This is a genomic window from Streptococcus mitis (genome assembly GCF_047462815.1).
GTDB classification, from domain to species: domain Bacteria; phylum Bacillota; class Bacilli; order Lactobacillales; family Streptococcaceae; genus Streptococcus; species Streptococcus mitis_DO.
Window position 1 is genome coordinate 1 of sequence record NZ_JASHFB010000010.1, and the last position, 22,790, is coordinate 22,790.

The window sequence follows — 22,790 nt, forward strand, 5'->3', positions numbered from 1 at the left end:
TGGTACTTATGGCCAATAACCTCCTAAAATACAATAAGAGAACGACTCAAAATTAAAAAGCTAGGGTTCCGCTATTGGAAATCTCTAGCTTTTTTGTAGTCGAGAACTCTTTTGTCCCAGGCTCTTTTATTCATCACCAAACATACCTCTTCAAGATTATGAATCAGTCGTATCTTGACTTAGTCTTAAATAATTTCATGTAATCACTTTTTGAAGGGAGTAAATAAGCAAGTCTGACGGTATCCTCAACAATTGTATATAATACGATGTAATCCTTACTCAAGGTCAATCCTCGCGTTTGGTAGAGAGGATCCAATTTCTTACCAAATTTTTCATCAGCATCAAATCCAGCTTGGGGGAAAATTTCTAGCCGATTAATATCTTTTCTAATATTGGCTACTTTTCGTCTCGCAGCCTCTACAGAACCGATTTCCTCCGCTATATACTGATATATTTTATCCAGACTATCAATCACCCTAGGAGAATACAAAATCCTATATTTTTTATAATCCATAGCGTGTCACGACATCCTCATCTGTCAAGTAATTTCCAGCCTCGATCTTGGCATAACTTTCTTGAACTTCTGCTTGTAATTGTCTAAATAAATACTCCTTCTCCAATTCCTCTTCACTCAGTAAATCTACTTCATTTGTTACGGCAACATTCTTTAAAAATAATCTTAGTGCTGATGAAAGAGAGAGATTTTGTTCTTTTAACACTTCCATGGCATCATTTACTAATTCTCTATTAGCTTGGAAGGTCACAATTTTATTTGAATTTGCTATAGCCATTTTATATAGCTCCTTTATATATTTTATTTATTATCTCACGATTATAAAGAAAGTCAAGGGAATTTGATTAGAAAATCCTAGTTTGGCTGAGCCAAACTAGGATTGTTTTGTATTGATACTCTTCGAAAATCAAATTCAAACCACGTCAGCTTCGCCTTGCCGTACTCAAGTACTGCCTACGGCTAGCTTCCTAGTTTGCTCTTTGATTTTCATTGAGTATAAAATGATAATAAGCACCCAACATCCCTGCTGTATTTTGGTGATGAGCAAATTCTAATCGTGTTTTTTCAGCTAGGCTTGGTACCAAGGCATCTTTCAACGCTGTACGGATCTTGGGTTTGAGGATAGCCTCTTGTCCCATAATACCACCACCGAGAATGACCACTTCTGGATTGGCAACGTAGCAAATATTTGCCAGACCTTTCCCAAGGTAATCTACCATGCGGTCAATACCAGCCATGCAGAGTTTATTGCCTTCCGTAGCTTCCTTAAAGATACGACGACCATTCCACTGGTCAACTGGATCTCCATGACCTGCTGCTACATACTCCACCAAGGCTGTCGTAGAAGCCAAATCTTGGAACGCTCCATCCTGCATATGCATATAACCAACTTCACAGGCCGAATTGCTAAATCCATGGAAGACTTTCCCATCCATAATCAAGCAACCACCGATACCGGTTCCAATGGTCAAGCAAAGGGTCACACTCGCTCCCTTGCCTGAACCAGATACCGCTTCAGCAAGACCTGCACAGTTAACGTCATTCTCAATTTCACAAGGAATCGCAAAGCTAGTCTCGATTTCCTTCTTGAACTGGGTGCCTGCGTAGTTAGGGATTTGAGGCCCAGCATAGAAAATCTCACCCTTATCTGGATCCACCATCCCAGCAGAAGAAATAGCAACACCTGCTACTGGACCTTTTTCTAAATAGCTGGCTACGATATCTTTGGTCTTTTGTAAGATATGGGGTCCACCCCTATGCGCCTCTGTTGGCATTTCATGCGATTCAACAAGTTGGCCTTCTTGGTCGATCAAACCATATTTGATATTTGTTCCACCGATATCAATTGCAACGTAGTGTGTCATAAATACCTCCTTATGGATTAGAGGAAGCGCTCCTTGGTTTCACGAATCAAGGCTGCAGCTGCTTCTACAACTGGACGATCTTCTTCAGTCACTGGTGTCAATGGTGAACGAACAGAACCAATATTCAAGCCTTCATTGATCTTCAAGACTTCTTTAATCACTCCATACATATTTCCATGTGCAGCAGTCAATTTGCCAATGATTGCATTGATAGCATACTGCAATTCACGCGCTGTTTCCAAATCTTTGTCAGCAATCAACTGATTGAGTTTCAAGAAGAGTTCTGGCATAGCACCATAAGTACCACCGATACCAGCTTTAGCACCCATGAGGCGTCCTCCTAGGAACTGCTCATCTGGACCATTAAAGACGATATGATCTTCTCCACCAAGGCTAACAAAAGTTTGGATATCTTGAACTGGCATAGAAGAGTTCTTAACACCGATAACACGAGGATTTTTCAACATTTCTGTGTAAAGGCTTGGCGTCAAAGCAACCCCTGCCAATTGAGGAATGTTGTAAATCACGTAGTCTGTATTTGGAGCCGCAGAACTGATATCATTCCAGTATTTGGCAACTGAGTATTCTGGCAAGCGGAAGTAAATCGGTGGAATTGTTGCAATGGCATCTACACCCAAGCTTTCTGCGTGGCGAGCAAGTTCCATACTATCTTTAGTATTATTGCAAGCAACGTGGGCAATAATGGTCAATTTACCTTTGGCAACTGCCATCACTTCTTCCAAAATCAACTTGCGGTCTTCAACGCTTTGGTAGATACATTCACCAGAAGAACCATTGACATAAAGACCTTGAACACCTTTATCAATGAAGTATTGAACCAAGGCACGCGTACGTTCTGGACTTACTTCTCCTTGCTCATCATAACATGCGTAGAAGGCTGGAATGACACCTTCGTATTTTTTTAAATCTGACATAGATTTTCTCCTAAGTTATTTCCGAAACGAGGGGAGAAAATAAATTTTTCATCCCCTTTACATTATGTTTATTTTACAATTTCTGACAATTTTACTTTGCGATCTTCAAACATAGACTGGGTACAAGCATCTGCAGTAGCAATTGCTTCTAGAGCAGCTTCACCTGTCAATAGTTTTGCAAATTCTTCTGATACTGGAGCTCCTTGCATAATCTCATGCAGATATCGCATTTCTTTGTCGATCACAGATGATAGCCATAATGGAGTACGTTTACCTGGTTTACCATAAGCAATTGCTCCGTCCATCTCTGTACTATGATAGATGCGAGTACGATCATCATCTTCTTCTTGTGATTCATGAATCAAGAAATAGCTTTCTTGTCCATCTAGCTTAAGAGTTCCTTTACAGTTGAATAAGTCTAAGCGGATAGCACCTTTCGTTCCTTGAATCAAAACATAATGTTCACCCCAACGATAAGCTGAACCCCATTCTAACAAGGCAAAACGCTTATTAGAAAATTCCATATTGACAAAAATCATATCATCTTCATCACCGAAATTTTCACCTTCATGGGCTACATTTCCACCTGTCATGGTTACAGTTTCAGGCATGCCACCCATAAGGAATTGAACACAATCCAACTCATGGATGTGGTGATACAAGTGACCACCTGATTTTTCACGAATTTTTTTCCATGATACTGACGGTTGTTGTTCTTCCCAACCATTACGAGCTGTGTGACAATATAGAACGTCTCCGATGACTCCTTGATTAATTAGTTCTTTTGCATGATGGACACCATTAAAGAAGTTCATAATATGTCCTGCCATAAAGGTTACATTATTTTCTTTACATGCATCTACCATCTCGCGACAATCTTGATAAGAAAGCGCAATTGGTTTTTCACAGAAAACATTTTTGCCATGTTGTGCAGCCTTAATAACCGGTTCCTTATGAAGATTATTTGGAGTTGCGACGATAACACAATCTACTTCATCGCTAGAAACCAACTCATCTAGGGAACTTGCTACTTTTGCTCCCAATTCTTCTGCAATAGCCTCTGCATTATCTGGATCATAGAGAAGAGTAATCTCTGCTCCATCATTCTTTTGCATATAACGAGCCAACTCAGCTCCAAAATATCCTGTTCCAACAACACCGTATTTAACCATGTTTTTTCTCCTTTATTTTGTTAAATCATTAATTTCCAAATCTATATACTGAACTACATTGCTTAAATGCAATTCATTTCTTGACCATGAATCATATTTTTCAAACAATACACCTATGTGATGATTTGGCAATTCTGTAATCGCAGAATAAGCATAACCATACGAAGGCAAATCAATGTCATAGTGGTATTTCCAATCGATACTATCATCTTCTTTATTGACTAAACCGACAACTAATTGACCTCCCTTACGGCCATTTCTAGAATTTGGTGTACTCAAAATGACTGCTTCTTTTCCATCAACTAATTGAGAGTATCTAATTGCAGATACTTGTGTACCATATGAAGTTTGTTGAATTCCATCGATATACGAAACTTCTGACCATGTTTCTCCAGAATCTCTACTAGTCATATAGACAATCTTACCTGTAGTAGTTCTAAAGAATGTTCTAATCACACCATCTCTCATTTCAACCATTTGCGCTTCTGCTGTCGCATTCTTGAACGGAATTGAAGCTGAGGATTTCTTCCATGTTTGACCACTATCATCAGAAATGAGATAAGTTAGTTCGCCACTAGTATATGTTGCAAAAATTAATCTATTACTTGATTTTAATGCTAAACCTTGTCCGGGACATAAGTAAGTTCCATTATGTTTTTCTCCTAAGAACGGAGGCAATAACTTAAATTGTTCCCAACTCTCTCCTCTATTCTGACTAGTTGTCATTGCTATATAATTAGTAGGAGTCACTTTAAATAACGAATCTTTGTAGAAAACATTCATAGGAACCTGTTTTCCATTATGCCTTTCTCTTAAAGAGCCACTATCAAAATCAACCGAATATTGTTCAACTGTTAAAGACTTTCCTCCCTCTAAAACTTCATACTTATCATTTATAGTATAATTTGTAGGTTTATTAGTTGTTTCATCATAAACGACACCATTTTCTCTGACTGTATAACGGAAATCATTATCTCCATCCTTCTTTAGTTTTAAATAATAATGACCGTTTATTTCTTTAAAACCTGAATCAGCTTTATTTGCATTATTATTTCCGATACCAGCAGGCATAACATCAGCTAATAATATCGTTTTCCCAGATTTTTTATCTTCAACAATGGATGAATCTATAAATGAAGCACTTCCACTAATTTGACTATTCTTTAATTTATTATCTCGTGGCCAGTAAACTAACTGCTCCTCATAGTCATTAAACTTCATAGCAAAAGTTGGCTCACTCCACGTTTTCCCATTATCATCACTATAAGAAGTCGCGATATTAATCTTACTTTTAGAATCATGAGTCCCACCATAACGTGCATCAATACTTGATAGAACTCTTCCACTACTTAATGTATATAATGTCGGTATTCTAAAATAGTTTGCTTGAGTAGAATCTCCTGATTGGAAAATTAACTGAAATGGATTTGACAAGGGAATAGTTGAAACTTCCTGATCACTAATTGCTTTATTAAATAGACTGATTTCATCAATACTTCCTCTTGCAAGATAATGATCCTTGCCTTCACGATTAACAGCTCCTAGTGTTGCCTTATCTATACCATTTATATTTGAAATCGGCAAAAATGTATCAACTGTTTCAGAGAACACTTCTATCCCATTAACATACATTGTGTATGTTTTATCTTTAGAATCAGATACAAATACTAGTGTATTTTCAACTGCCTGTCCTTTATGCTTTCCCCATAATGAAGCTGGTCTAGAAAATAAATAATTTATTCCCTTTTGGGCGTCTCTTATTTCTACACCTATCTCACCAGAATCTCTCATGAAAATTGAAAAGTAATTATTTTTAAAGCCTGCTTTACTATTAGATAGGCCAAACAAAGCTTGAAGCGAGTTTGGTTTATCTGCTTTAAATTTCATTACTACTGTCTGACTCTCTCCAGATAATTTATCTAATAACAAAGGGCTGATATCTATACTCTTATTGTTCAGTTGATATGAACTTCCTTGAAAAATAGGAGATATGGACAGTTGACTATAGTTTAATTCATTCGCATGAATCAAAGTGGGAACTCCCATTAAAAGACTAATACCTACAACAGAAATTCCTAGTTTTGAATAAAGACCTCTCTTATTCATTTTTTCCTTCTTTCGTCTACTTCACAGATCCTTCTGACAATCCACTTGCAATTTTATTTTGGATGATAGAGAAGAAAATGATTGATGGAAGAACCACAATAACAGATGCAGCCATCATATCTCCCCAGTCTAGGATTTCTGAACCGTTAAGAGATCGAAGAGCTACTGCTACTGTCATCTTTCCTGTATTGTTAATCAAAATCAAAGCATACAGGAATTCATTCCAAGCATTGATAAATGTATAAATAGCTGTTGCTACAATACCTGGTGCTACAATCGGTAGTACAACTTTATAAAAAGTAACAAATTTATTTGCACCATCAATTCGAGCTGCTTCTTCAATTCCAATTGGGACTGTTTGGAAAAATCCAACTAAAAGCCAAACCGCATATGGAACACTAAAAGATAGATAAACCATCATCAAGCCAAATAAACTATTTGTTAATCCAACTTTAGCAATGGCAATTGAATAGGGAATTGCTAACAGAATTGGTGGGAAAATGTAGGTAATGACGAGTAATCTTGACATGATTGCTCCCAATTTAGGGAAGAATCGAACAATACCATAGGCTGCCATAGCAGAAATAATAATCGCAATAACGGTTGTAGCTAAGGCAATGATTAAACTGTTTCGAATGTTATCAATAAAGTGCAAATCGTTGATAACATGAGTGAAATAATCTAATGTAAATTGTTCAGGCCAAAATCGTGTTGGATACTGAGTTAATTCCCCTTTACCCTTGACAGAAGATATGATAATCCATACCAATGGGAAAATTGCAACAATGGTCGCACCAATCAAGAGTACATGTGAGAGAATATCTAAATAAATACTGGATTTCTTCTTCATTATTTTCTACCCTCCTTTTCCCACTTACTGATGATAGCAAAGTAGATAAAGCAAATCGCCATCAAGAAGATAAAGAGCAATACTGTAACTGCTGAAGCACGACCCAACAATTTAGTTCCCCAACCTAGGTTGTAAGCAAAAATTGGAAGCGTCGTTGTAGCATTAGCCGGTCCACCACCAGTAATAAGGTAGATGATATCAAAGTTATTAAAGATCCATACAGTTCTCAAAACAACTAGAAGTCCTACAACCACTTTAATATGTGGAAAGACGATAAACTTGAACACCTGCCAACTTGAAGCACCATCTATCTTAGCAGCCTCAAATTGTTCTTCTGGTACTGTTTGCAAAGCTGAAAGTACATTAACCATAATCATCGGCGCTCCAAACCAAATGTTGATAAACACCAAACATAGGAATGCCCATGTACTATCTGTCAAAAATGCAGGTGTATGATCCATTAAACCTAATTTTACGATTAGATTAGGTAAGTAGCCATAAACCCCATTTAGAATCCACTGCCAAGAAAAGGCAATAACGATTGTAGGAAATGCCCAAGGAACAATCAATAAGGTCCTATATAATTTCTTAAAGTGGCGTACTCTGTGAAGAGCTAAAGCCAATACAAACCCTACTAAAACTTGACCAACTAATGAGAAAACGGTCCACTTAATTGAATTAAAGAACGCATTAAAGAAGTTGGGATCTGATAGCACAGCTTTATAGTTAGCTAAACCAACAAATTTATAATTAGGCATAATCAAATGCTTATTGGTAAAGCTATAAAAAATACTCGAGAAAAACGGATAAACAAAGAGTAATCCTACGATAATCATAGCTGGCAAAACAAATATCCAGCGAGTTAAATTACGTTCTTTAACCATTCTCCTTCTCCCTTCTTTTACAAGATTGGGCTAGGGCTTTTCAGCTCACTAGCCCACCTATTTTCTAGTCTTTTACATCTACTGAGCAGCCTCAAATAAATCGTTTAATTGTTTTTCTGCTTCTTTTGCTGCTTTCATAGGATCTGTTCCATTTGAAATGATATCTTGGAACATTTGTTCAATAATGTGTTGGTTAGTCAACATACCAGCTTGTACACTTGGTCCATTTTCATAACCAATAGCAGTACCTTTTTTAACAGCTTCAGTAATTACTTCTTCAGCATGTTTAAATTTCTTACGAGTTTCATTTTCTTTATAGGCTGCAGAATCGCTAATCCCCTTAATAGTTGGCAACATACCTACTGGAGTTGAATCAAGGAATTTAACGTAGTCTTCTTCGTTATAAAGTGATTCTAAGAATGCTTTAGCAACTTCTGGGTGTTTTGAATTTTTCCAAACAACCATTGGAATGTTTGAGGTTTCAATTCCTTGGTCCTTATCAGATTCTTTGATTTTTGGAATAGGATAAGCATCAATCGAATCAATCAATTGAGGACTGTTGGCATTAATTCCTCCAATATGGAAGCCAGAGTTAAAGTCAAATGCTGTTTTTCCTTGATAGAACAAGGTAGCTTGTTGAAGGACATTAAAGTTCAAAGAATCTTGAGGTGAAATTTCTTTATACATTTTAACCCAGTATTTAATACCATCTTGAGCAAGTTGACTTGTCAAATCTGCTTTAAGATCTTTTGTTAAGAGACTTCCACCACCACTACGTACGTAGAAGTTCAAGAAACGTGTTGCCATTAAGTCATTTGTTCCAAGCGGAACAGATAAGCCATAAACTCCAGCTTCTTTCAATTTTTTAGAAGCTTCATAGAGTTGATCCCAAGTTTTAGGAACCTCAATATTATGTTCTTTTAACAAATCTGTTCTAACCCACATGACTTGTGCATGTGAATAAAGAGGAACAGAGTAGTAATCATTCCCGATTTTTGCTTCATTTAAGGCAGTTTCGTTAAATTTATCCTGTCCAATACGCTTGATAGAATCGTTTAGTGGAACCAAAGCATCTGAGTTTACCATTTCCATTACTTGGTTAGGAAGGGCTGTACTGATATCTGGCACATTTCCATTTGCTAAACCTGTAGTCCATTTAGTATAGAAGTCATTCCAAGAGAATGTTTCAATCTTGATTTTCGTTTTTGGATGCTTTTGCATGAAAGCATCTGCTGATTTTTGAATACTTTCTAAACGTGGTCCTTGAGTAAAGGAGTGCCACATTGTAATCTCACCAGATAATTCTGTCGGCGGTTCAGTGTCAGCTGTAGTTTCTTTCTTTCCTGAACAAGCTACCAAGGCAACGGCTGCTAGCGCAACTCCAGCTAGACATAAAAACTTTCTCATTTTTTTCATTGTTCTTCCCTTTCTACATTAAGAAATCGCAACTTTAAAGACAACTTTTTTCACAGGTTCATCATTTATACGAACCTTCGGTTGATGTAAATCTTCTGGAAAAGTGATGAGGCATTCGCCAGCTCTCAAATGAACTAACTGTTCCACTTCCCCTGTGTATAATTCAATATCTTTCTCATCATCATATTTTTGGGTAACGCTTACATTTTCCGGCGACGTAACAGCCATGGCTTCTTCGTTTTCCAAAACTAAATGAATATCCAAATATTTTTGGTGAGTTTCAAAGAAGGCTCCTGCTTGACCGTCTGCTAGATAAGTAAAGCAATTTCCAAACAATCGATCACCATCGATATCAATCGGACCTTCTGTTAAATTTTCTAGTCCTGTTTTTTCTAGAAAATCTATTAATGTTGCAAAATGTGGATTGACTCCCACATAAGTTCCTAAACGACTGATTTTAGTGATAATCATACTCAATCCCCCTTTCTTTATTTGTTATTTAAGACCAGCAACGAAGCGTTCTGTAATCTCTTTTGGTCTAGTAATAGCGCCACCAACAACGATGCCTCGCACTCCGTATCCCAGGATTTGTTTGGCTTGTTCTGGTGTATGAATTTTCCCTTCTGCAATGACATCTACACCGGCATCACAGAGTTTTTTGATTAATTCAAAATCGGGACCATCCACTTTTGGACTGTAAGACGTGTATCCTGATAAGGTTGTTCCGACAAAGTCAATTCCTGCTTCAACAGCTGCCAATCCTTCCTCGAAAGTACTTGTATCAGCCATCAAGAGCTGGTTAGGATATTTCTCCTTAACCTGACGAATGAACTCTTGGATCTCCAAACCATCATAGCGTTCACGCTTGGTACAATCCAGAGCAATCACCTCGATGTCCAGTTCTGCCAATTCATCAACTTCTTTCATAGTAGCAGTGATGAAGGGTTCTTGTGGTGGATAATCTCGTTTAATTATCCCAATGATTGGAAGGTTGGTAACCTCCTTGATTTCCTTGATATCGCGAACACTGTTTGCTCGGATACCGACTGCTCCACCTTGCTCAGCCGCTTTGACCAGCAAGGGAATGACTCCTCCCGCTTCTGTATAAAGCGGTTCGTGAGGAAGGGCCTGACAAGAAACGATGATTCCATCTTTGATTTGTGCAATCAAAGCTTCTTTAGTAATCTGTGGCATCCTCTTTCCTCCTTTTCTTTGTTCTTATGAGTTGATTATATATCATTTATGAAGCGCTTTCAATACTTTGTAGTAGGATAGATTACAGTTTCAAAAGTATTTTATAGAACAGCTGTTTCTGAAAGTAGTTTCAGAGAAGTCATCTATCTTATACTCTTAGAAAATCTCTTCAAACCACGTCAACGTTGCCTTGCAGTACTCAAGTACAGCCTGCGGCTAGTTTCCTAGTTTGCTCTTTGATTTTCATTGGGTAACTTCTAAAACTAATTTCCAGTTTTGGGAGAGAGATGGAAGTTACTTTGAAAAGTTACGCTTTTTTCCGAATAAATAGATAGAACCATCGAATCTAACAAAATTAGATTTCAAACTATGGTATAATAGAAGGAGGAAATGGATGATTTTAAGACATCCGGGCATCAGCCCAACCAATGACTTGGTTGCTAAGAAAATCTTTAGCAATCCAGAAATCACTTGTCAATTTATTCGCGATATGCTGGACTTGCCAGCCAAAAATGTGACCATTTTGGAGGGGAGCAATATTCATGTCTTACCTTCCCTGCCCTACTCGGCTCAGGATTTTTACACTAGTATAGACGTTTTGGCAGAGTTGGACAATGGAACACAGGTTATTATCGAAATACAAGTACATCATCAGAATTTTTTCATCAATCGCTTGTGGGCTTATCTATGTAGTCAGGTCAATCAGAATCTTGAGAAAATTCGCCAACGTGAAGGTGACACCCACCAGAGTTACAAGCATATCGCTCCTGTTTACGCAATCGCTATTGTGGATAGTAATTATTTCTCAGATGACCTGGCTTTTCATAGCTTTAGTATGCGAGAAGATACGACAGGTGAGGTCTTAACCATCACAAACAACGGACAAGAAAACCATCTAGTCAAGATGGCGTTCTTGGAATTAAAAAAATATAGAGAAACCAGCAAAGATAGCATTCGCAAACCGTGGTTGGAGTTTTTCGGTAATAAACCCTTTACCCAGCAACCCGAGCGAGCCATTAGCCAGGCAGATCAACTGCTAGACTACAAGAGCTGGTCCGAGGAGGACAGGAAAATGTTTAGTCAACTACGTATGCGTGAAGAACAAGCGTTATTGGCTCAGGATTATGCCTTGGAGACTGCTAGGGCGGAAGGGATTGAACAGGGATTGGAACGTGGTATTGAACAGGGACTGGAGCGTGGGAAAGTTGAAGGAAGAGAAGAAGGGAAACTTTTTGCATTTCTGGATATGGTACGCCAACATGTTTTAACTTCCGAATTTGCAAGTGATCAATTGGGTATGACTGTCGCTGAGTTTGAGGCGTTATTGAAAGATTAAGACAATCACAAACAATGGACAGGAACACCATCTAGTCAAGATGGCATTCTTGGAACTCAAAAAATACAGAGAAACCAGCAAAGATAAGGTTCGCAAGCCGTGGTTGGAGTTTTTGTAAATCATTAAATCAATGACAGATTTTTCCGTAATAGATGGAAGAATCTGTTTTTTTAGTTATGCTAGATGCGGGCTCTGAAATAGTAAGATATGGTGTATTGAAATAAGATATGAACAAAGAAATTAGGAAAGTCAAATTATAGTTAAATGAAATAAAAACTGAACAAATTGATTGCGGAATTCAAGCTAATTTCTAGCAATGTTTTAGAAAACTCGGTGAACTATTTCGGATTCAATCTACTATAATTTCTAGAATTTTTTTAGAATCCGCAGTGTGCTATTTTAGATTCAATAAATTGTGCTTTTAGAAACAAAAAAAGAGCATTTCTGCCCTTTTTCTCCTGTTCAATCTTATTTTGTTGCTTCTTTCTTCTGGAAAGTGGTTTGGTAATTTACTTTAATCGTTACTGTCATGTGAGAGTCCTCGTTTCTTTTTGATGACTCTAGTATAAGGACCAAACCTGAAAGCTAGCTTAAGATTTCCTTAGAGAAAGCTTAATCTAGATGTTCTTTCTTCTCCAAATGAAGGGCAATCATGCGCCATTCTGGATCCTCTTGCCAGCCTTCAATAGAACTAATGTAGCTAGCAACCTTTCTGGCTTCTTCTAAAATCGGAAAATCTTCGATAATATCAGCCACTTGGAATTCTGGGAGACCTGATTGTCTGGTTCCAAAAATCTCACCTGAACCCCGCATTTTCAAATCTTCCTCCGCAAGGACAAATCCATTGGTGGTTTCTGTCATGATGCGCATGCGGTCTTTCCCAGAATCAGTCTTGGGATTGGCAACGAGAACAGCATAGGACTGCTTATCTCCCCGACCAACACGACCTCTGAGCTGATGAAGCTGGCTCAGACCAAAGCGATCGGCATCCATGATAATCATGACGGTCGCATTGGGAACATTAACCCCGACCTCGATAACCGTTGTTGAAACCAGAATATCTGTTTTTCTCTCTTTGAAATCCTGCATGATCTGGTCTTTTTCGTCACTCTTCATCTTACCATGTAGAAGAGCCACTTCAGCCTTTCCTGCAAAATGAGCTGTCAGCTCCTCAGATAAAGCAATAGCATTTTTCAAATCCAGAGCTTCTGATTCTTCAATCAAGGGAGAGATAACATAGGCTTGAGAACCTTTTTGGATTTCTCCCTCTAACCAGGTCAAGACCTGTGGTAGTTGCTCATGCTTAATCCAACGTGTCACAATAGGCTTCCGTCCTGCTGGCATCTGGTCGATAATGGAAACATCCATATCTCCAAAGGCTGTGATGGCCAGCGTCCGTGGAATGGGAGTTGCCGTCATCATGAGTACGTCTGGATTGTCGCCTTTTTCCCGTAAAATCCGCCTTTGACCCACACCAAAACGGTGCTGCTCATCGATAATAATCAAACCAAGACGAGCATACTCCACCCCATCCTGTATCAGAGCGTGAGTTCCTATAATCAAATCAGCCTCACCCTTGACAATGGTCTCCAAGACTTCTCTCTTTTCTGCAGCCTTCAAGGAACCTGTCAAGAGAGCTAATTTCAAGTCTTGAAAAAGTCCCTTCAAACTCTCAAAATGCTGCTCTGCAAGGATTTCTGTCGGTACCATGAGGGCTGCCTGATAGCCAGCTGTCACCGCCGCAAACATGGCCAAGCCAGCGACGACTGTTTTTCCACTCCCCACATCCCCTTGCAGGAGACGATTCATGTGGTGGTCGGACTTCATGTCTGTCAAAATTTCCTGCAAACTCTTTTCTTGAGCTGGGGTCAGGGCAAAAGGCAGACTTTCTTTAACAGCCGTCACTTTTTCCTGAGACCAATTCAGAACCAAACCGCTTCCCTGAACTCTATTTTCAGACTTGAGGGTCTGCAATTGCATTTGGAAATAAAAGAGTTCCTCAAACTTGATACGGCGAAGGGCCTGCTTGTATTCCGCCAAATCCTTAGGAAAATGCATGGCACGAACGGCCTGACAACGGGACATGAGTTTGTATTTGTCCAGCAAGGACTGGGGCAAATTTTCCTCAATCAAGAGGTCCAACCCCTGATCAAAGGCCGTCTTGATAACCTTGACCAAACTGGCCTGACTGATTCCCTGAGCCAGACGATAGACAGGCTGGAGGTCATCTTCCACCTGAGCTAAGACCTTCATCCCAGTCAGACTAGCCTTGGCACGGTCCCATTTTCCAAAAACAGCAAGAGTTGCACCCAACTCTATCTTATCTGCTAGATAGGGCTGGTTAAAGAAATTCACCGCAAAAACGACTTCTCCCTGCTTGAGGCTAAAGCGCAGACGATTGCGCTTAAAACCATAGTACTGGACACTAGCAGGAGTCACTACTTGACCAGACAGAACCGCCTTTTCTCCGTCTTCCAACTCCAGCACTTGCTTGGTTTTGAAATCTTCATAACGGAAAGGAAAGTAGAGCAAGAGATCTTGCAAGTTTTCAATTCCTAGTTTGGCGTATTTTTCTGCTGACTTTGGTCCCACACCAGGCAAGACATGCAAGGGTTGATGTAGATTCATGCTCCACTCCTTTCTTTTCTAATAATACTCTCTCGGAATGCGGTCGCTGAGGAGACAAACCACCTCATAGTTAATGCTTCCACGGTAGGTTGCTACCTGAGTAGCTGTGATTTCCTTATCCCCGTTGGAGCCAATCAAGGTGACTTTTGTTCCCAGCGGGTAAACCTTAGGCAAACGAATAGTGATTTGGTCCATAGAAACCCGCCCAACGATTGGGCAAGCTTGCCTATCTACTAAAACAGCGAAATTTTGCATATCACGTGTCCAGCCGTCCGCATAGCCGATTGGCACCGTCGCAATGACTTGCTCGCTATCTGCCTGATAGGTGGCTCCATAGCCCATGCAGGCTCCAGCTGGAACTGTCTTGACATGAACCAAGGCAGATTCCAAGGTCAAGGCTGGTTTCAAGTCATAGGGTAAGTCCAAGACTTCTCCGCTCGGATTGAGACCATACATGGCATCTCCCATACGGACGGCATTGAAAATAGTCTCTGCATGCCATAGAGTCGTTGCCGAGTTGCTGGCATGAACCAGCTCTGGAAGACCTTTCATACTGGCCAAAATAGCTTTAAACCGTTCTAACTGCTCATTAAAGTAGATATCTGATTCCTCATCCGCAGTCGCAAAGTGGGTAAAAATCCCTTCAACGCGAGCACCATGTTGCTTGAGCAAGTCTTGAGCCTGATTAGCTTCACTGGCCTCTCTAAAACCAATCCGTCCCATGCCTGAGTCAATCTTGAGGTGGACTGTCAAACCTGATAGGTCTGCTTCTCTAGCTAAGAGCGCTTGGATCCACTCCAGCCCAGCCACTGTCAAGATGATGTCGTATTCTTTAGCTAGAGCAACAGTTTCGATTTCAGAAACTCCTAAAATGAGGATTTTCTTGCTTAGTCCAGCCTGTCTGAGTTCAATAGCTTCATCAATATTGGAAACGCAAAAACCATCAACATCATCTTGAATCGCCTTGGCAACAGCTACTGCCCCATGCCCGTAAGCATTGGCCTTGACCACAGCCCACTTGAGCGTTCCTTCAGGTATATGAGCCCCCATTTGCTGAATATTTTGTCGAATAGCTCCAAGATGAATCAGAGCCTTGGTTGGTCTATGTGGACTAGCTTTCATGATTTTCCTCCAAAATGACACTGGCTGTCACAAACTGATCTGTATGGCTGATAGAGAGCCAAATCTTTCCTGAAAATGGTGACTGACTAAAATAAGGCGCCCCACGTTCATTGTTCAAGACTTCCAAATTCTGAAAACCGAGCTTGCCAATACCCATTCCCATAGCCTTGGAAAAGGCCTCCTTAGCCGACCAGCGACCAGCCAAATATTCAATCTGCCGACGTCCTTTAAGACTGTTAAACCGTTCCATTTCCTTAGCGGTCAGCACGCGCTTAGCAAATCCTTCATGTCGTGCAACTGCTCTTTCTATCGAAGCCAATTCTTCGATGTCAATTCCGTGTCCAACTATCATTCTCATCAAAAGGAGTTGAGATTCCCCCAACTCCATCCTTTTCACTTATTTTGTCAAGGTAGCATAGATTTCTTCTACCAAAGCCTCTGTATTTTCCCAACCTAGGCAAGGGTCTGTAATAGAGCAACCAAAGACCTCTGGTTGGTTTTGGCGACCATCTGCTAGGTAAGATTCAATCATAAAGCCTCGAACTGTCTTTTTGATTTTCTCGTTCCAATCACGATTTTGCAAGGTCTTACGAACCACTCGAATCTGCTCCATATATTGCTTGCCTGAGTTATCATGGTTGGTATCAATGAGGATAAAAGGATTTTCAAGTCCCATTGCCTCATAACGTTCAATAGCATTTAACAAGGTTTCATAGTAAAAGTTAGGCTCATTTTTCCCATATTCATTGACTGCCCCACGAAGGATGACGTGGGCCAAAGGATTTCCTGAAGTCTCAACTTCTTGACCATGGAAAAGGAAGGTCTGTTTGTTTTGGGCAGCATAGATACCGTTAAACATAACACCAAGATTTCCAGAGGTTGGATTTTTCATCCCCACTGGTGCATCAATCCCTGATGCCACAAAGCGGTGCTCTTGGTCTTCCACAGAACGAGCCCCAACAGCATGGTAGCTGACCAAATCATCTACCAAGACCAGATTTGACGGATAAAGCATCTCATCTGCCGTTGTCAAACCAGTCTCTGTAATCACGCGGTAGTGCAACTGGCGCACAGCCTGCAAGCCGTTAATCAGGCTTGGAGCCTTAGAAGTATCTGGCTGGTGAACCAAACCTTTATAACCGTCTCCATTGGTACGAGGTTTAGCAGTATAAACACGCATAACCATGAAAATCTTGTCCGCCACCTTCTTTTGCAAGGCAGATAAACGGCGGGCGTATTCCAAGACAGCTTCTTCATTATCAGAAGAGCACGGACCAATCACCAAAAGGATTCGGTCATCTTCTCCTGAAATGATGTCTGCCAATTCTCTGTCACGGCGCTCCTTTAGGCGCAATGCTTTCGCAGACAATTGAGTTTCTGCCTTGATTGCTTCAATATCGATTTCTTGACCTTTTTCAATAAATGCCATCTTATTCTCCTAACGTTTGGTAGATTTCTCTGACAAGAGCTTCCGTATTTTCCCAGCCAAGGCAAGGGTCTGTGATAGACTTGCCAAATACTTCTGGTTCGTTTTGACGGCCGTCTTCTAGATAAGACTCAATCATAAAGCCACGAACGTACTGCTTGATTTTTTCATTCCAATCACGGTTAATCAAGGTCTGGCGGACAATTCGAATCTGGTCCATATATTGCTTACCAGAGTTGTCATGATTGGTGTCCACAATGATAAAGGGATTTTCCAAGACCATTTTCTCATACTGGGCAATGGTATCCATCAAATTATCATAGTAGTAATTAGGAATATTCTTACCATACTCATTAATCGCTCCACGAAGAATGGCGTGCGAAAGCGGGTTTCCAGTTGTTTCCACTTCTTTTCCTAGGAAAAGGAAGCTTTGTTTGTTTTGAGCAGCATAAATCCCATTAAACATAACATTGAGATTTCCAGAGGTTGGATTTTTAAAACCAGTCGCGAAATCTGCCCCACTTGCCACAAAGCGGTGTTGCTGGTCTTCAACTGAACGAGCACCAACTGCCATGTAAGAAATCAAATCATCCACAAGTGGAAGATTTTCAGGATAAAGCATTTCATCAGCTGTTGTCATGCCTGTTTCTGTAATGACACGATAGTGAAGATGGCGAACAGCTTTGATTCCGTTGATGAGGCTTGGTGCTTCTGTCGCATTAGGCTGGTGAATCAAGCCCTTATAGCCATCCCCGTTGGTACGAGGTTTGGCTGTATAAACACGCATAACCATAAAGATACGGTCTGCGACTTCTTCTTGTAAGACTGCCAAACGCTTAGCGTACTCAAGGACAGCTTCTTCATTGTCAGATGAGCATGGCCCGATTACCAAGAGAATTCGCTGATCTTCTCCACGTATAATGGCTTCTAGCTCTTGATCGCGCTGTGATTTTCTCTCCAAAGCTTGGCCTTCTAATTTTGATAAGGCACGAACTTCTTCAATATTAATTTTAGGACTTTTTGCTGTAAATACCATAACTCATCTCCTTATAAAGCAAACGGATACCAAGTAAAAATTTACTTTTCACAAGGTATCCGCCTCTAAACTATCTCATTTTATTGTCTTTTACCGTGACAGTTTTTAAACTTCTTACCAGAACCACATGGGCAAAGTTCATTCCGTCCAATCTGGCTCAAATCCAAATCTTCAGGCATATTTGCTTGGTGGGCAGCGATATTGCGAGTCGCTGTTGTACTGATATGGTGTTCTGCTTGTGGTCTTTCTTGTTCATGAATTTGTGCTTTCATCATCAAACGTGTCACATCAAACTCAATCGAACCAATCATATCATTAAACATACGGAAACCTTCTGCCTGATACTCAACAACTGGGTTGTTCTGAGCATAGCCACGAAGTCCAACCGCGTTACGCAATTGATCAAGGGCATCGATATGATCTGTCCACTTGTTATCTACAACTCGTAGAATCAAGACTTTTTGGAATTCTTTGACTGCTTCTTCATCGCGTAGTTTTGAAACTTGACTATCGTAAACCTTCAAGGCACGTTGGAAGAGTTCTTCCTTAATAGCCTTATCAGACAAGCCTGACAAGTCTTCAACAGAAATAGAATCTTCAGGAAGCAAGTTATACTTAGCAAAGTTTAAAATTGCTTCTAGTTTTTCATCTTGTTTTGAACGCGCATGACCATCAACGACACGACCAATCGTGCGTTTGATCATAGAGTGAATTTCAGGTGCCAAGTCACGATCTGCAGTGATAACGTCGTAGCGTTGAGCGTAGATAATCTCACGTTGTTCACGCATAACATCATCGTATTGAAGGACTTGTTTACGAGTATCGTAGTTATTTCCTTCGACACGTTTTTGCGCTGCTTCGACCTGACGTGTCAACATACGAGACTCAATCGCCTCTTCAGACATATTCAAGCGTTCAAAGATTCCCTTCAAGCGTTCAGAACCAAAACGTTTCATCAAATCATCTTCAAGAGATAGGTAAAATTGTGACTCACCTGGGTCTCCTTGACGACCTGAACGTCCACGAAGCTGGTTATCGATACGACGGCTTTCATGACGTTCTGTACCAATAACACAAAGTCCACCCAATTCGCGAACCCCTTCACCAAGCTTGATGTCAGTACCACGACCGGCCATGTTAGTCGCAATGGTAACAGCACCACGTTGACCAGCATTCATGATGATTTGGGCTTCTTTATAGTGGTTTTTGGCATTTAAGACTTCGTGAGGAACGCCAGCTGCGACCAATTTCTTAGATATGTAATCACTGGTTTCAACCGCTACTGTACCAACCAAGACAGGCTGACCTTTTTGGTAACGAGCCTTAACGTCTTCGACAACCGCCTTAAACTTAGCCTCGATACTTGCATAAAGAAGGTCTGAGTGGTCAATACGTTGAACAGGACGGTTTGTTGGGATTGGAATAACACGAATGTTGTAAATTTCACGGAATTCTTCTTCCTCAGTCTTACCTGTACCTGTCATACCAGACAATTTCTTGTACATACGGAAAAGGTTTTGGTAAGTGATTGAGGCAGATGTCTTGGTTTCATCCTGAATTGGCACACCTTCTTTGGCTTCAATGGCTTGGTGCAATCCATCAGAATAACGACGACCTTCCATGGTACGACCTGTAAATTGGTCAACGATCAAGATTTCTTGTTCTTCGCTCACCACATAGTCAATATCGAGAAGCATGATGTAGTTAGCACGAAGGGCATTATCGATAAAGTGAGTCAGAGCTACGTTTTCGATGTCATAGAGGTTTTCAAGCTTGAAGTAGCTTTCGGCCTTGTCAATCCCTGAATCAGACAAACCAATAGTTTTAGACTGCACATCGATGATGTAGTCGTCTTTATCCAAAGATTTTACATAGTGGTCTGCCATGTGATACAACTGACTGGTTTCAACTGCGTTAGCACCTGATACGATCAAAGGTGTACGGGCCTCGTCAATCAAGATTGAGTCAACCTCATCGACCAAGGCATAGTTAAGCGGACGTTGTACCATGTTTTCAGCGCGAACGACCATGTTATCACGAAGGTAGTCAAATCCGATTTCTGAGTTGGTTGAGTAGGTAATATCACACTCATAGGCTTCTTTTTTCTCCATTGGAGATTTGGCAGCCAAGTTAATCCCTACTGACAAACCAAGCCATGAGTACAATTCACCCATCTCAGTCGCGTCACGTTCAGATAGATATTCATTGACCGTAACTACGTGAACCCCTTTACCTGAAAGGGCATTGAGGTATACGGGCATGGTCGCAGTCAAGGTTTTCCCTTCCCCTGTACGCATTTCTGGCACGTCACCATGGTGAAGAACGATTCCCCCCATGACCTGAACCTTATATGGGAATAGACCTAGGACACGTTTAGCACCTTCACGGACAACCGCAAATGCTTCATAAAGCAATGAATCCAGTGATTCTCCATTTTGATAACGTTCTTTAAATTCAACTGTTTTTGCTTTTAGTTGGTCATCAGTCAAAGCAGCCATTTGGTCTTCGTATTTGAAAACCTTGTCAGCCATCTTTTCCAGACGACGGATTTCTCCTTTATCATTTTCGATAATTGTTTTTAAAATATTAGCCATGTTTTTCCTTACTTTAAATTCCGAATATTTTAGAATGTTCTTTTAATTTTAGCACAATTACTGATTATTTTCAAGGAAGAATCCCCATTTTGAAAAGGAAAAAGAGGTTAGTTTCCAAGCTAACCTCTCTGACTTTTATGATGATTTAATTGCCAACAAAAATCGGCAAAATCGCAAATAGGATAAATAGATTTATCCAAAGAGAAAAACAGCAGATCAATCCAAAAACAAAGAGACTGACTTTCTTGGACAGCAAGGCCATCAAAATCGACAGAATTCCAAAAACTAGTAAAACTTTCTGCATGATTAAGAGATTGATAGATATTCCCAGAACTGGTTTATCCCAAGGAAGAAAGAAGAAAGCCAGCCAGATCAGCAGAACTAAACCAATATAGACCTTAGAATAGCGTGTAATAAATGATTTTAGATGTGCCATAAGCTACCTCCTATAAATAAAAACCGATATAAATCAATGCCTTTCGCCTTTAGATTGTCCTAGTTCCCGCCTCAAGCGAAACATGTTTTTGAAACAGAAATAAGTTAACCTATTCAGACCAATAGCTAGCAGAATAAAAAGAAACCAAATGCCCCATAACTTGATATCTGTCACATTTCTCAAGACGATATTGAAAAACAGAACTGAAATAACTGTCCAAGCAAGGCTAAAAAGAGCATAGAGGGGGATGTAAAACCAGTAAAAATAGTAAAAAATTGGGAAAAATTTACTATCTCTATCGGCCTTTTCAATCCAGCTGAAAAAGTAAAACCAGGGAAATAGGATTATCAATTTAAACAAATGTTTCATCATCAGCCCCCTCTCTATTTGATAGCGTTTTCTTTACCTTCATTCTATCAAAAAAATCTGGAAATGTCATTCCAGATTCTACTTTTTTATTTGCGTTTTCTTGCGATGAGATGGATTGGTGTTCCTTCAAAGACAAAGGCCTTGCGGATTTGATTTTCCAAGAAACGCAGGTAAGAAAAGTGCATGAGTTCTTCTTCATTGACAAAGATGACAAAGGTTGGTGGCTTGGTTGCCACTTGGGTCGCGTAGAAAATCTTAAGACGTTTCCCTTTGTCTGTCGGTGTTGGGTTGATGGCAATGGCATCCATGATGACATCGTTCAAGACAGCTGATGGAATACGTGTATTTTGACTTTCGCTGATTTGCTTAATCATCTCAGGCAGTTTGTGGAGACGTTGCTTGGTCAAAGCAGATACAAAGATAATCGGTGCGTAAGGTAGATATTGGAACTGCTCACGGATATCTTCTTCCCAGTTTTTCATAGTGTGGTTATCTTTTTCAAGTGTATCCCACTTATTGACCACGATAATCATCCCTTTACCAGCTTCATGGGCAAATCCTGCGATACGCTTGTCGTATTCACGAATGCCTTCTTCCGCATTGATAACCATCAAGACCACATCTGAGCGGTCAATAGCACGCATGGCACGCATGACAGAGTATTTCTCGGTATTTTCATAAACCTTACCAGACTTACGCATACCAGCCGTATCAATCATGGTAAACTCTTGACCATCTGTATCTGTAAAGTGGGTATCAATGGCGTCACGCGTTGTTCCAGCAACTGGACTGGCAATGACACGGTCTTCTCCCAAGATAGCATTGATCAAGCTTGATTTTCCAACATTAGGACGACCAATCAAGCTAAACTTAATGACATCTGGGTTTTCTTCTTCATATTCATTTGGAAGATTTTCTACGATGGCGTCTAGCACATCCCCTGTACCGATACCATGGACAGATGAGATAGGCAGTGGTTCACCCAAACCGAGGGCATAGAAATCATAGATATCATTTCGCATCTCAGGGTTGTCCACCTTGTTAACTGCGAGGATAACTGGTTTGTGGGTCTTATAAAGCTTACGGGCTACGTATTCGTCTGCATCGGTAATTCCTTCCTTACCAGACACGACAAAGACGATAACATCGGCTTCTTCCATGGCAATTTCTGCCTGGTGCTTGATTTGTTCCATGAAAGGAGCATCGACATCATCAATTCCTCCTGTATCAATCATGCTAAACGAACGATTGAGCCACTCACCCGTTGCATAGATACGGTCACGTGTCACTCCTTCGACATCTTCTACAATGGAGATTCGCTCACCAGCGATCCGATTAAATAGGGTTGATTTCCCAACATTGGGACGTCCTACAATGGCAATAGTTGGTAGGGCCATAATTTCTCACT

The 22,790-nt window shown here is 40.2% G+C and carries 21 protein-coding genes; 1 reads left to right on the forward strand and 20 read right to left on the reverse strand.

What is annotated here, in order from left to right; genetic code table 11:
* Window positions 1-163: 163 nt before the first annotated feature.
* From QM865_RS06305 to QM865_RS06355, 11 genes are all read right to left on the reverse strand, one after another.
* Window positions 164-514, reverse strand: a complete 351-nt coding sequence (locus QM865_RS06305) for a type II toxin-antitoxin system RelE/ParE family toxin (protein WP_224218629.1) — start codon at window positions 512-514, stop codon at window positions 164-166.
* Window positions 504-791: a hypothetical protein gene (locus QM865_RS06310; RefSeq protein WP_000951984.1), complete on the reverse strand. Its 288-nt coding sequence runs from the start codon at window positions 789-791 to the stop codon at window positions 504-506. The genes QM865_RS06305 and QM865_RS06310 overlap by 11 nt, the downstream gene beginning before the upstream one ends.
* A 190-nt stretch (window positions 792-981) precedes the next feature.
* The gene (locus QM865_RS06315; RefSeq protein ID WP_414306283.1) at window positions 982-1,878 is read right to left on the reverse strand and encodes an ROK family protein; all 897 of its coding nucleotides are present in this window, start codon (window positions 1,876-1,878) and stop codon (window positions 982-984) included.
* A gap of 17 nt (window positions 1,879-1,895) precedes the next feature.
* A complete protein-coding gene (locus QM865_RS06320) occupies window positions 1,896-2,813 on the reverse strand; it encodes a dihydrodipicolinate synthase family protein (RefSeq protein ID WP_001281522.1) in 918 nt (305 codons plus the stop codon).
* A 68-nt stretch (window positions 2,814-2,881) separates the two neighbouring features.
* Window positions 2,882-3,985: a Gfo/Idh/MocA family protein gene (locus QM865_RS06325; protein ID WP_000241736.1), complete on the reverse strand. Its 1,104-nt coding sequence runs from the start codon at window positions 3,983-3,985 to the stop codon at window positions 2,882-2,884.
* A 12-nt stretch (window positions 3,986-3,997) separates the two neighbouring features.
* On the reverse strand, window positions 3,998-6,091 hold the full coding sequence (nanB, locus tag QM865_RS06330; protein ID WP_414306284.1) for a neuraminidase NanB: 2,094 nt from the start codon (window positions 6,089-6,091) through the stop codon (window positions 3,998-4,000).
* A gap of 16 nt (window positions 6,092-6,107) precedes the next feature.
* Window positions 6,108-6,941: a carbohydrate ABC transporter permease gene (locus QM865_RS06335; protein ID WP_000730468.1), complete on the reverse strand. Its 834-nt coding sequence runs from the start codon at window positions 6,939-6,941 to the stop codon at window positions 6,108-6,110.
* A complete protein-coding gene (locus QM865_RS06340; protein ID WP_000237987.1) occupies window positions 6,941-7,825 on the reverse strand; it encodes a carbohydrate ABC transporter permease in 885 nt (294 codons plus the stop codon). Before QM865_RS06340 ends, QM865_RS06335 begins: the two co-directional genes overlap by 1 nt.
* A 78-nt stretch (window positions 7,826-7,903) precedes the next feature.
* The gene (locus QM865_RS06345) at window positions 7,904-9,241 is read right to left on the reverse strand and encodes an ABC transporter substrate-binding protein (protein ID WP_223330392.1); all 1,338 of its coding nucleotides are present in this window, start codon (window positions 9,239-9,241) and stop codon (window positions 7,904-7,906) included.
* An 18-nt stretch (window positions 9,242-9,259) separates the two neighbouring features.
* On the reverse strand, window positions 9,260-9,712 hold the full coding sequence (locus QM865_RS06350) for a YhcH/YjgK/YiaL family protein (protein ID WP_223330393.1): 453 nt from the start codon (window positions 9,710-9,712) through the stop codon (window positions 9,260-9,262).
* Window positions 9,713-9,736: 24 nt separating this feature from the next.
* Entirely contained in the window at window positions 9,737-10,435 is a 699-nt protein-coding gene (locus tag QM865_RS06355) for an N-acetylmannosamine-6-phosphate 2-epimerase (protein ID WP_001135679.1), read from the reverse strand.
* 394 nt (window positions 10,436-10,829) lie between these two features.
* Here QM865_RS06355 and QM865_RS06360 point away from each other — a divergent pair, with 394 nt between their 5' ends.
* A complete protein-coding gene (locus tag QM865_RS06360; RefSeq protein WP_101782324.1) occupies window positions 10,830-11,771 on the forward strand; it encodes an Rpn family recombination-promoting nuclease/putative transposase in 942 nt (313 codons plus the stop codon).
* 612 nt (window positions 11,772-12,383) lie between these two features.
* Here QM865_RS06360 and recG read toward each other — a convergent pair.
* From recG to der, 9 genes are all read right to left on the reverse strand, one after another.
* Complete coding sequence (gene recG / locus QM865_RS06365) at window positions 12,384-14,399, reverse strand: ATP-dependent DNA helicase RecG (protein WP_101782325.1); 2,016 nt, start codon at window positions 14,397-14,399, stop codon at window positions 12,384-12,386.
* Window positions 14,400-14,417: 18 nt separating this feature from the next.
* Window positions 14,418-15,521 (reverse strand): alanine racemase, encoded by a 1,104-nt coding sequence (gene alr / locus QM865_RS06370; RefSeq protein ID WP_414306285.1) that lies wholly within the window; start codon window positions 15,519-15,521, stop codon window positions 14,418-14,420.
* Window positions 15,511-15,873 (reverse strand): holo-ACP synthase, encoded by a 363-nt coding sequence (gene acpS / locus QM865_RS06375; protein ID WP_180947951.1) that lies wholly within the window; start codon window positions 15,871-15,873, stop codon window positions 15,511-15,513. Before acpS ends, alr begins: the two co-directional genes overlap by 11 nt.
* Window positions 15,874-15,918: 45 nt before the next feature.
* On the reverse strand, window positions 15,919-16,950 hold the full coding sequence (locus tag QM865_RS06380; protein WP_101782327.1) for a 3-deoxy-7-phosphoheptulonate synthase: 1,032 nt from the start codon (window positions 16,948-16,950) through the stop codon (window positions 15,919-15,921).
* A gap of 1 nt (window position 16,951) precedes the next feature.
* Window positions 16,952-17,983, reverse strand: a complete 1,032-nt coding sequence (locus QM865_RS06385; protein WP_101782328.1) for a 3-deoxy-7-phosphoheptulonate synthase — start codon at window positions 17,981-17,983, stop codon at window positions 16,952-16,954.
* 80 nt (window positions 17,984-18,063) lie between these two features.
* Complete coding sequence (gene secA / locus QM865_RS06390) at window positions 18,064-20,577, reverse strand: preprotein translocase subunit SecA (RefSeq protein WP_414306286.1); 2,514 nt, start codon at window positions 20,575-20,577, stop codon at window positions 18,064-18,066.
* A gap of 145 nt (window positions 20,578-20,722) precedes the next feature.
* Window positions 20,723-21,013 (reverse strand): hypothetical protein, encoded by a 291-nt coding sequence (locus tag QM865_RS06395; protein ID WP_050222445.1) that lies wholly within the window; start codon window positions 21,011-21,013, stop codon window positions 20,723-20,725.
* A 33-nt stretch (window positions 21,014-21,046) separates the two neighbouring features.
* Window positions 21,047-21,382: a hypothetical protein gene (locus QM865_RS06400; protein WP_414306287.1), complete on the reverse strand. Its 336-nt coding sequence runs from the start codon at window positions 21,380-21,382 to the stop codon at window positions 21,047-21,049.
* A gap of 86 nt (window positions 21,383-21,468) precedes the next feature.
* The gene (gene der / locus QM865_RS06405) at window positions 21,469-22,779 is read right to left on the reverse strand and encodes a ribosome biogenesis GTPase Der (protein ID WP_001207696.1); all 1,311 of its coding nucleotides are present in this window, start codon (window positions 22,777-22,779) and stop codon (window positions 21,469-21,471) included.
* Between the last annotated feature and the right edge of the window lie 11 nt (window positions 22,780-22,790).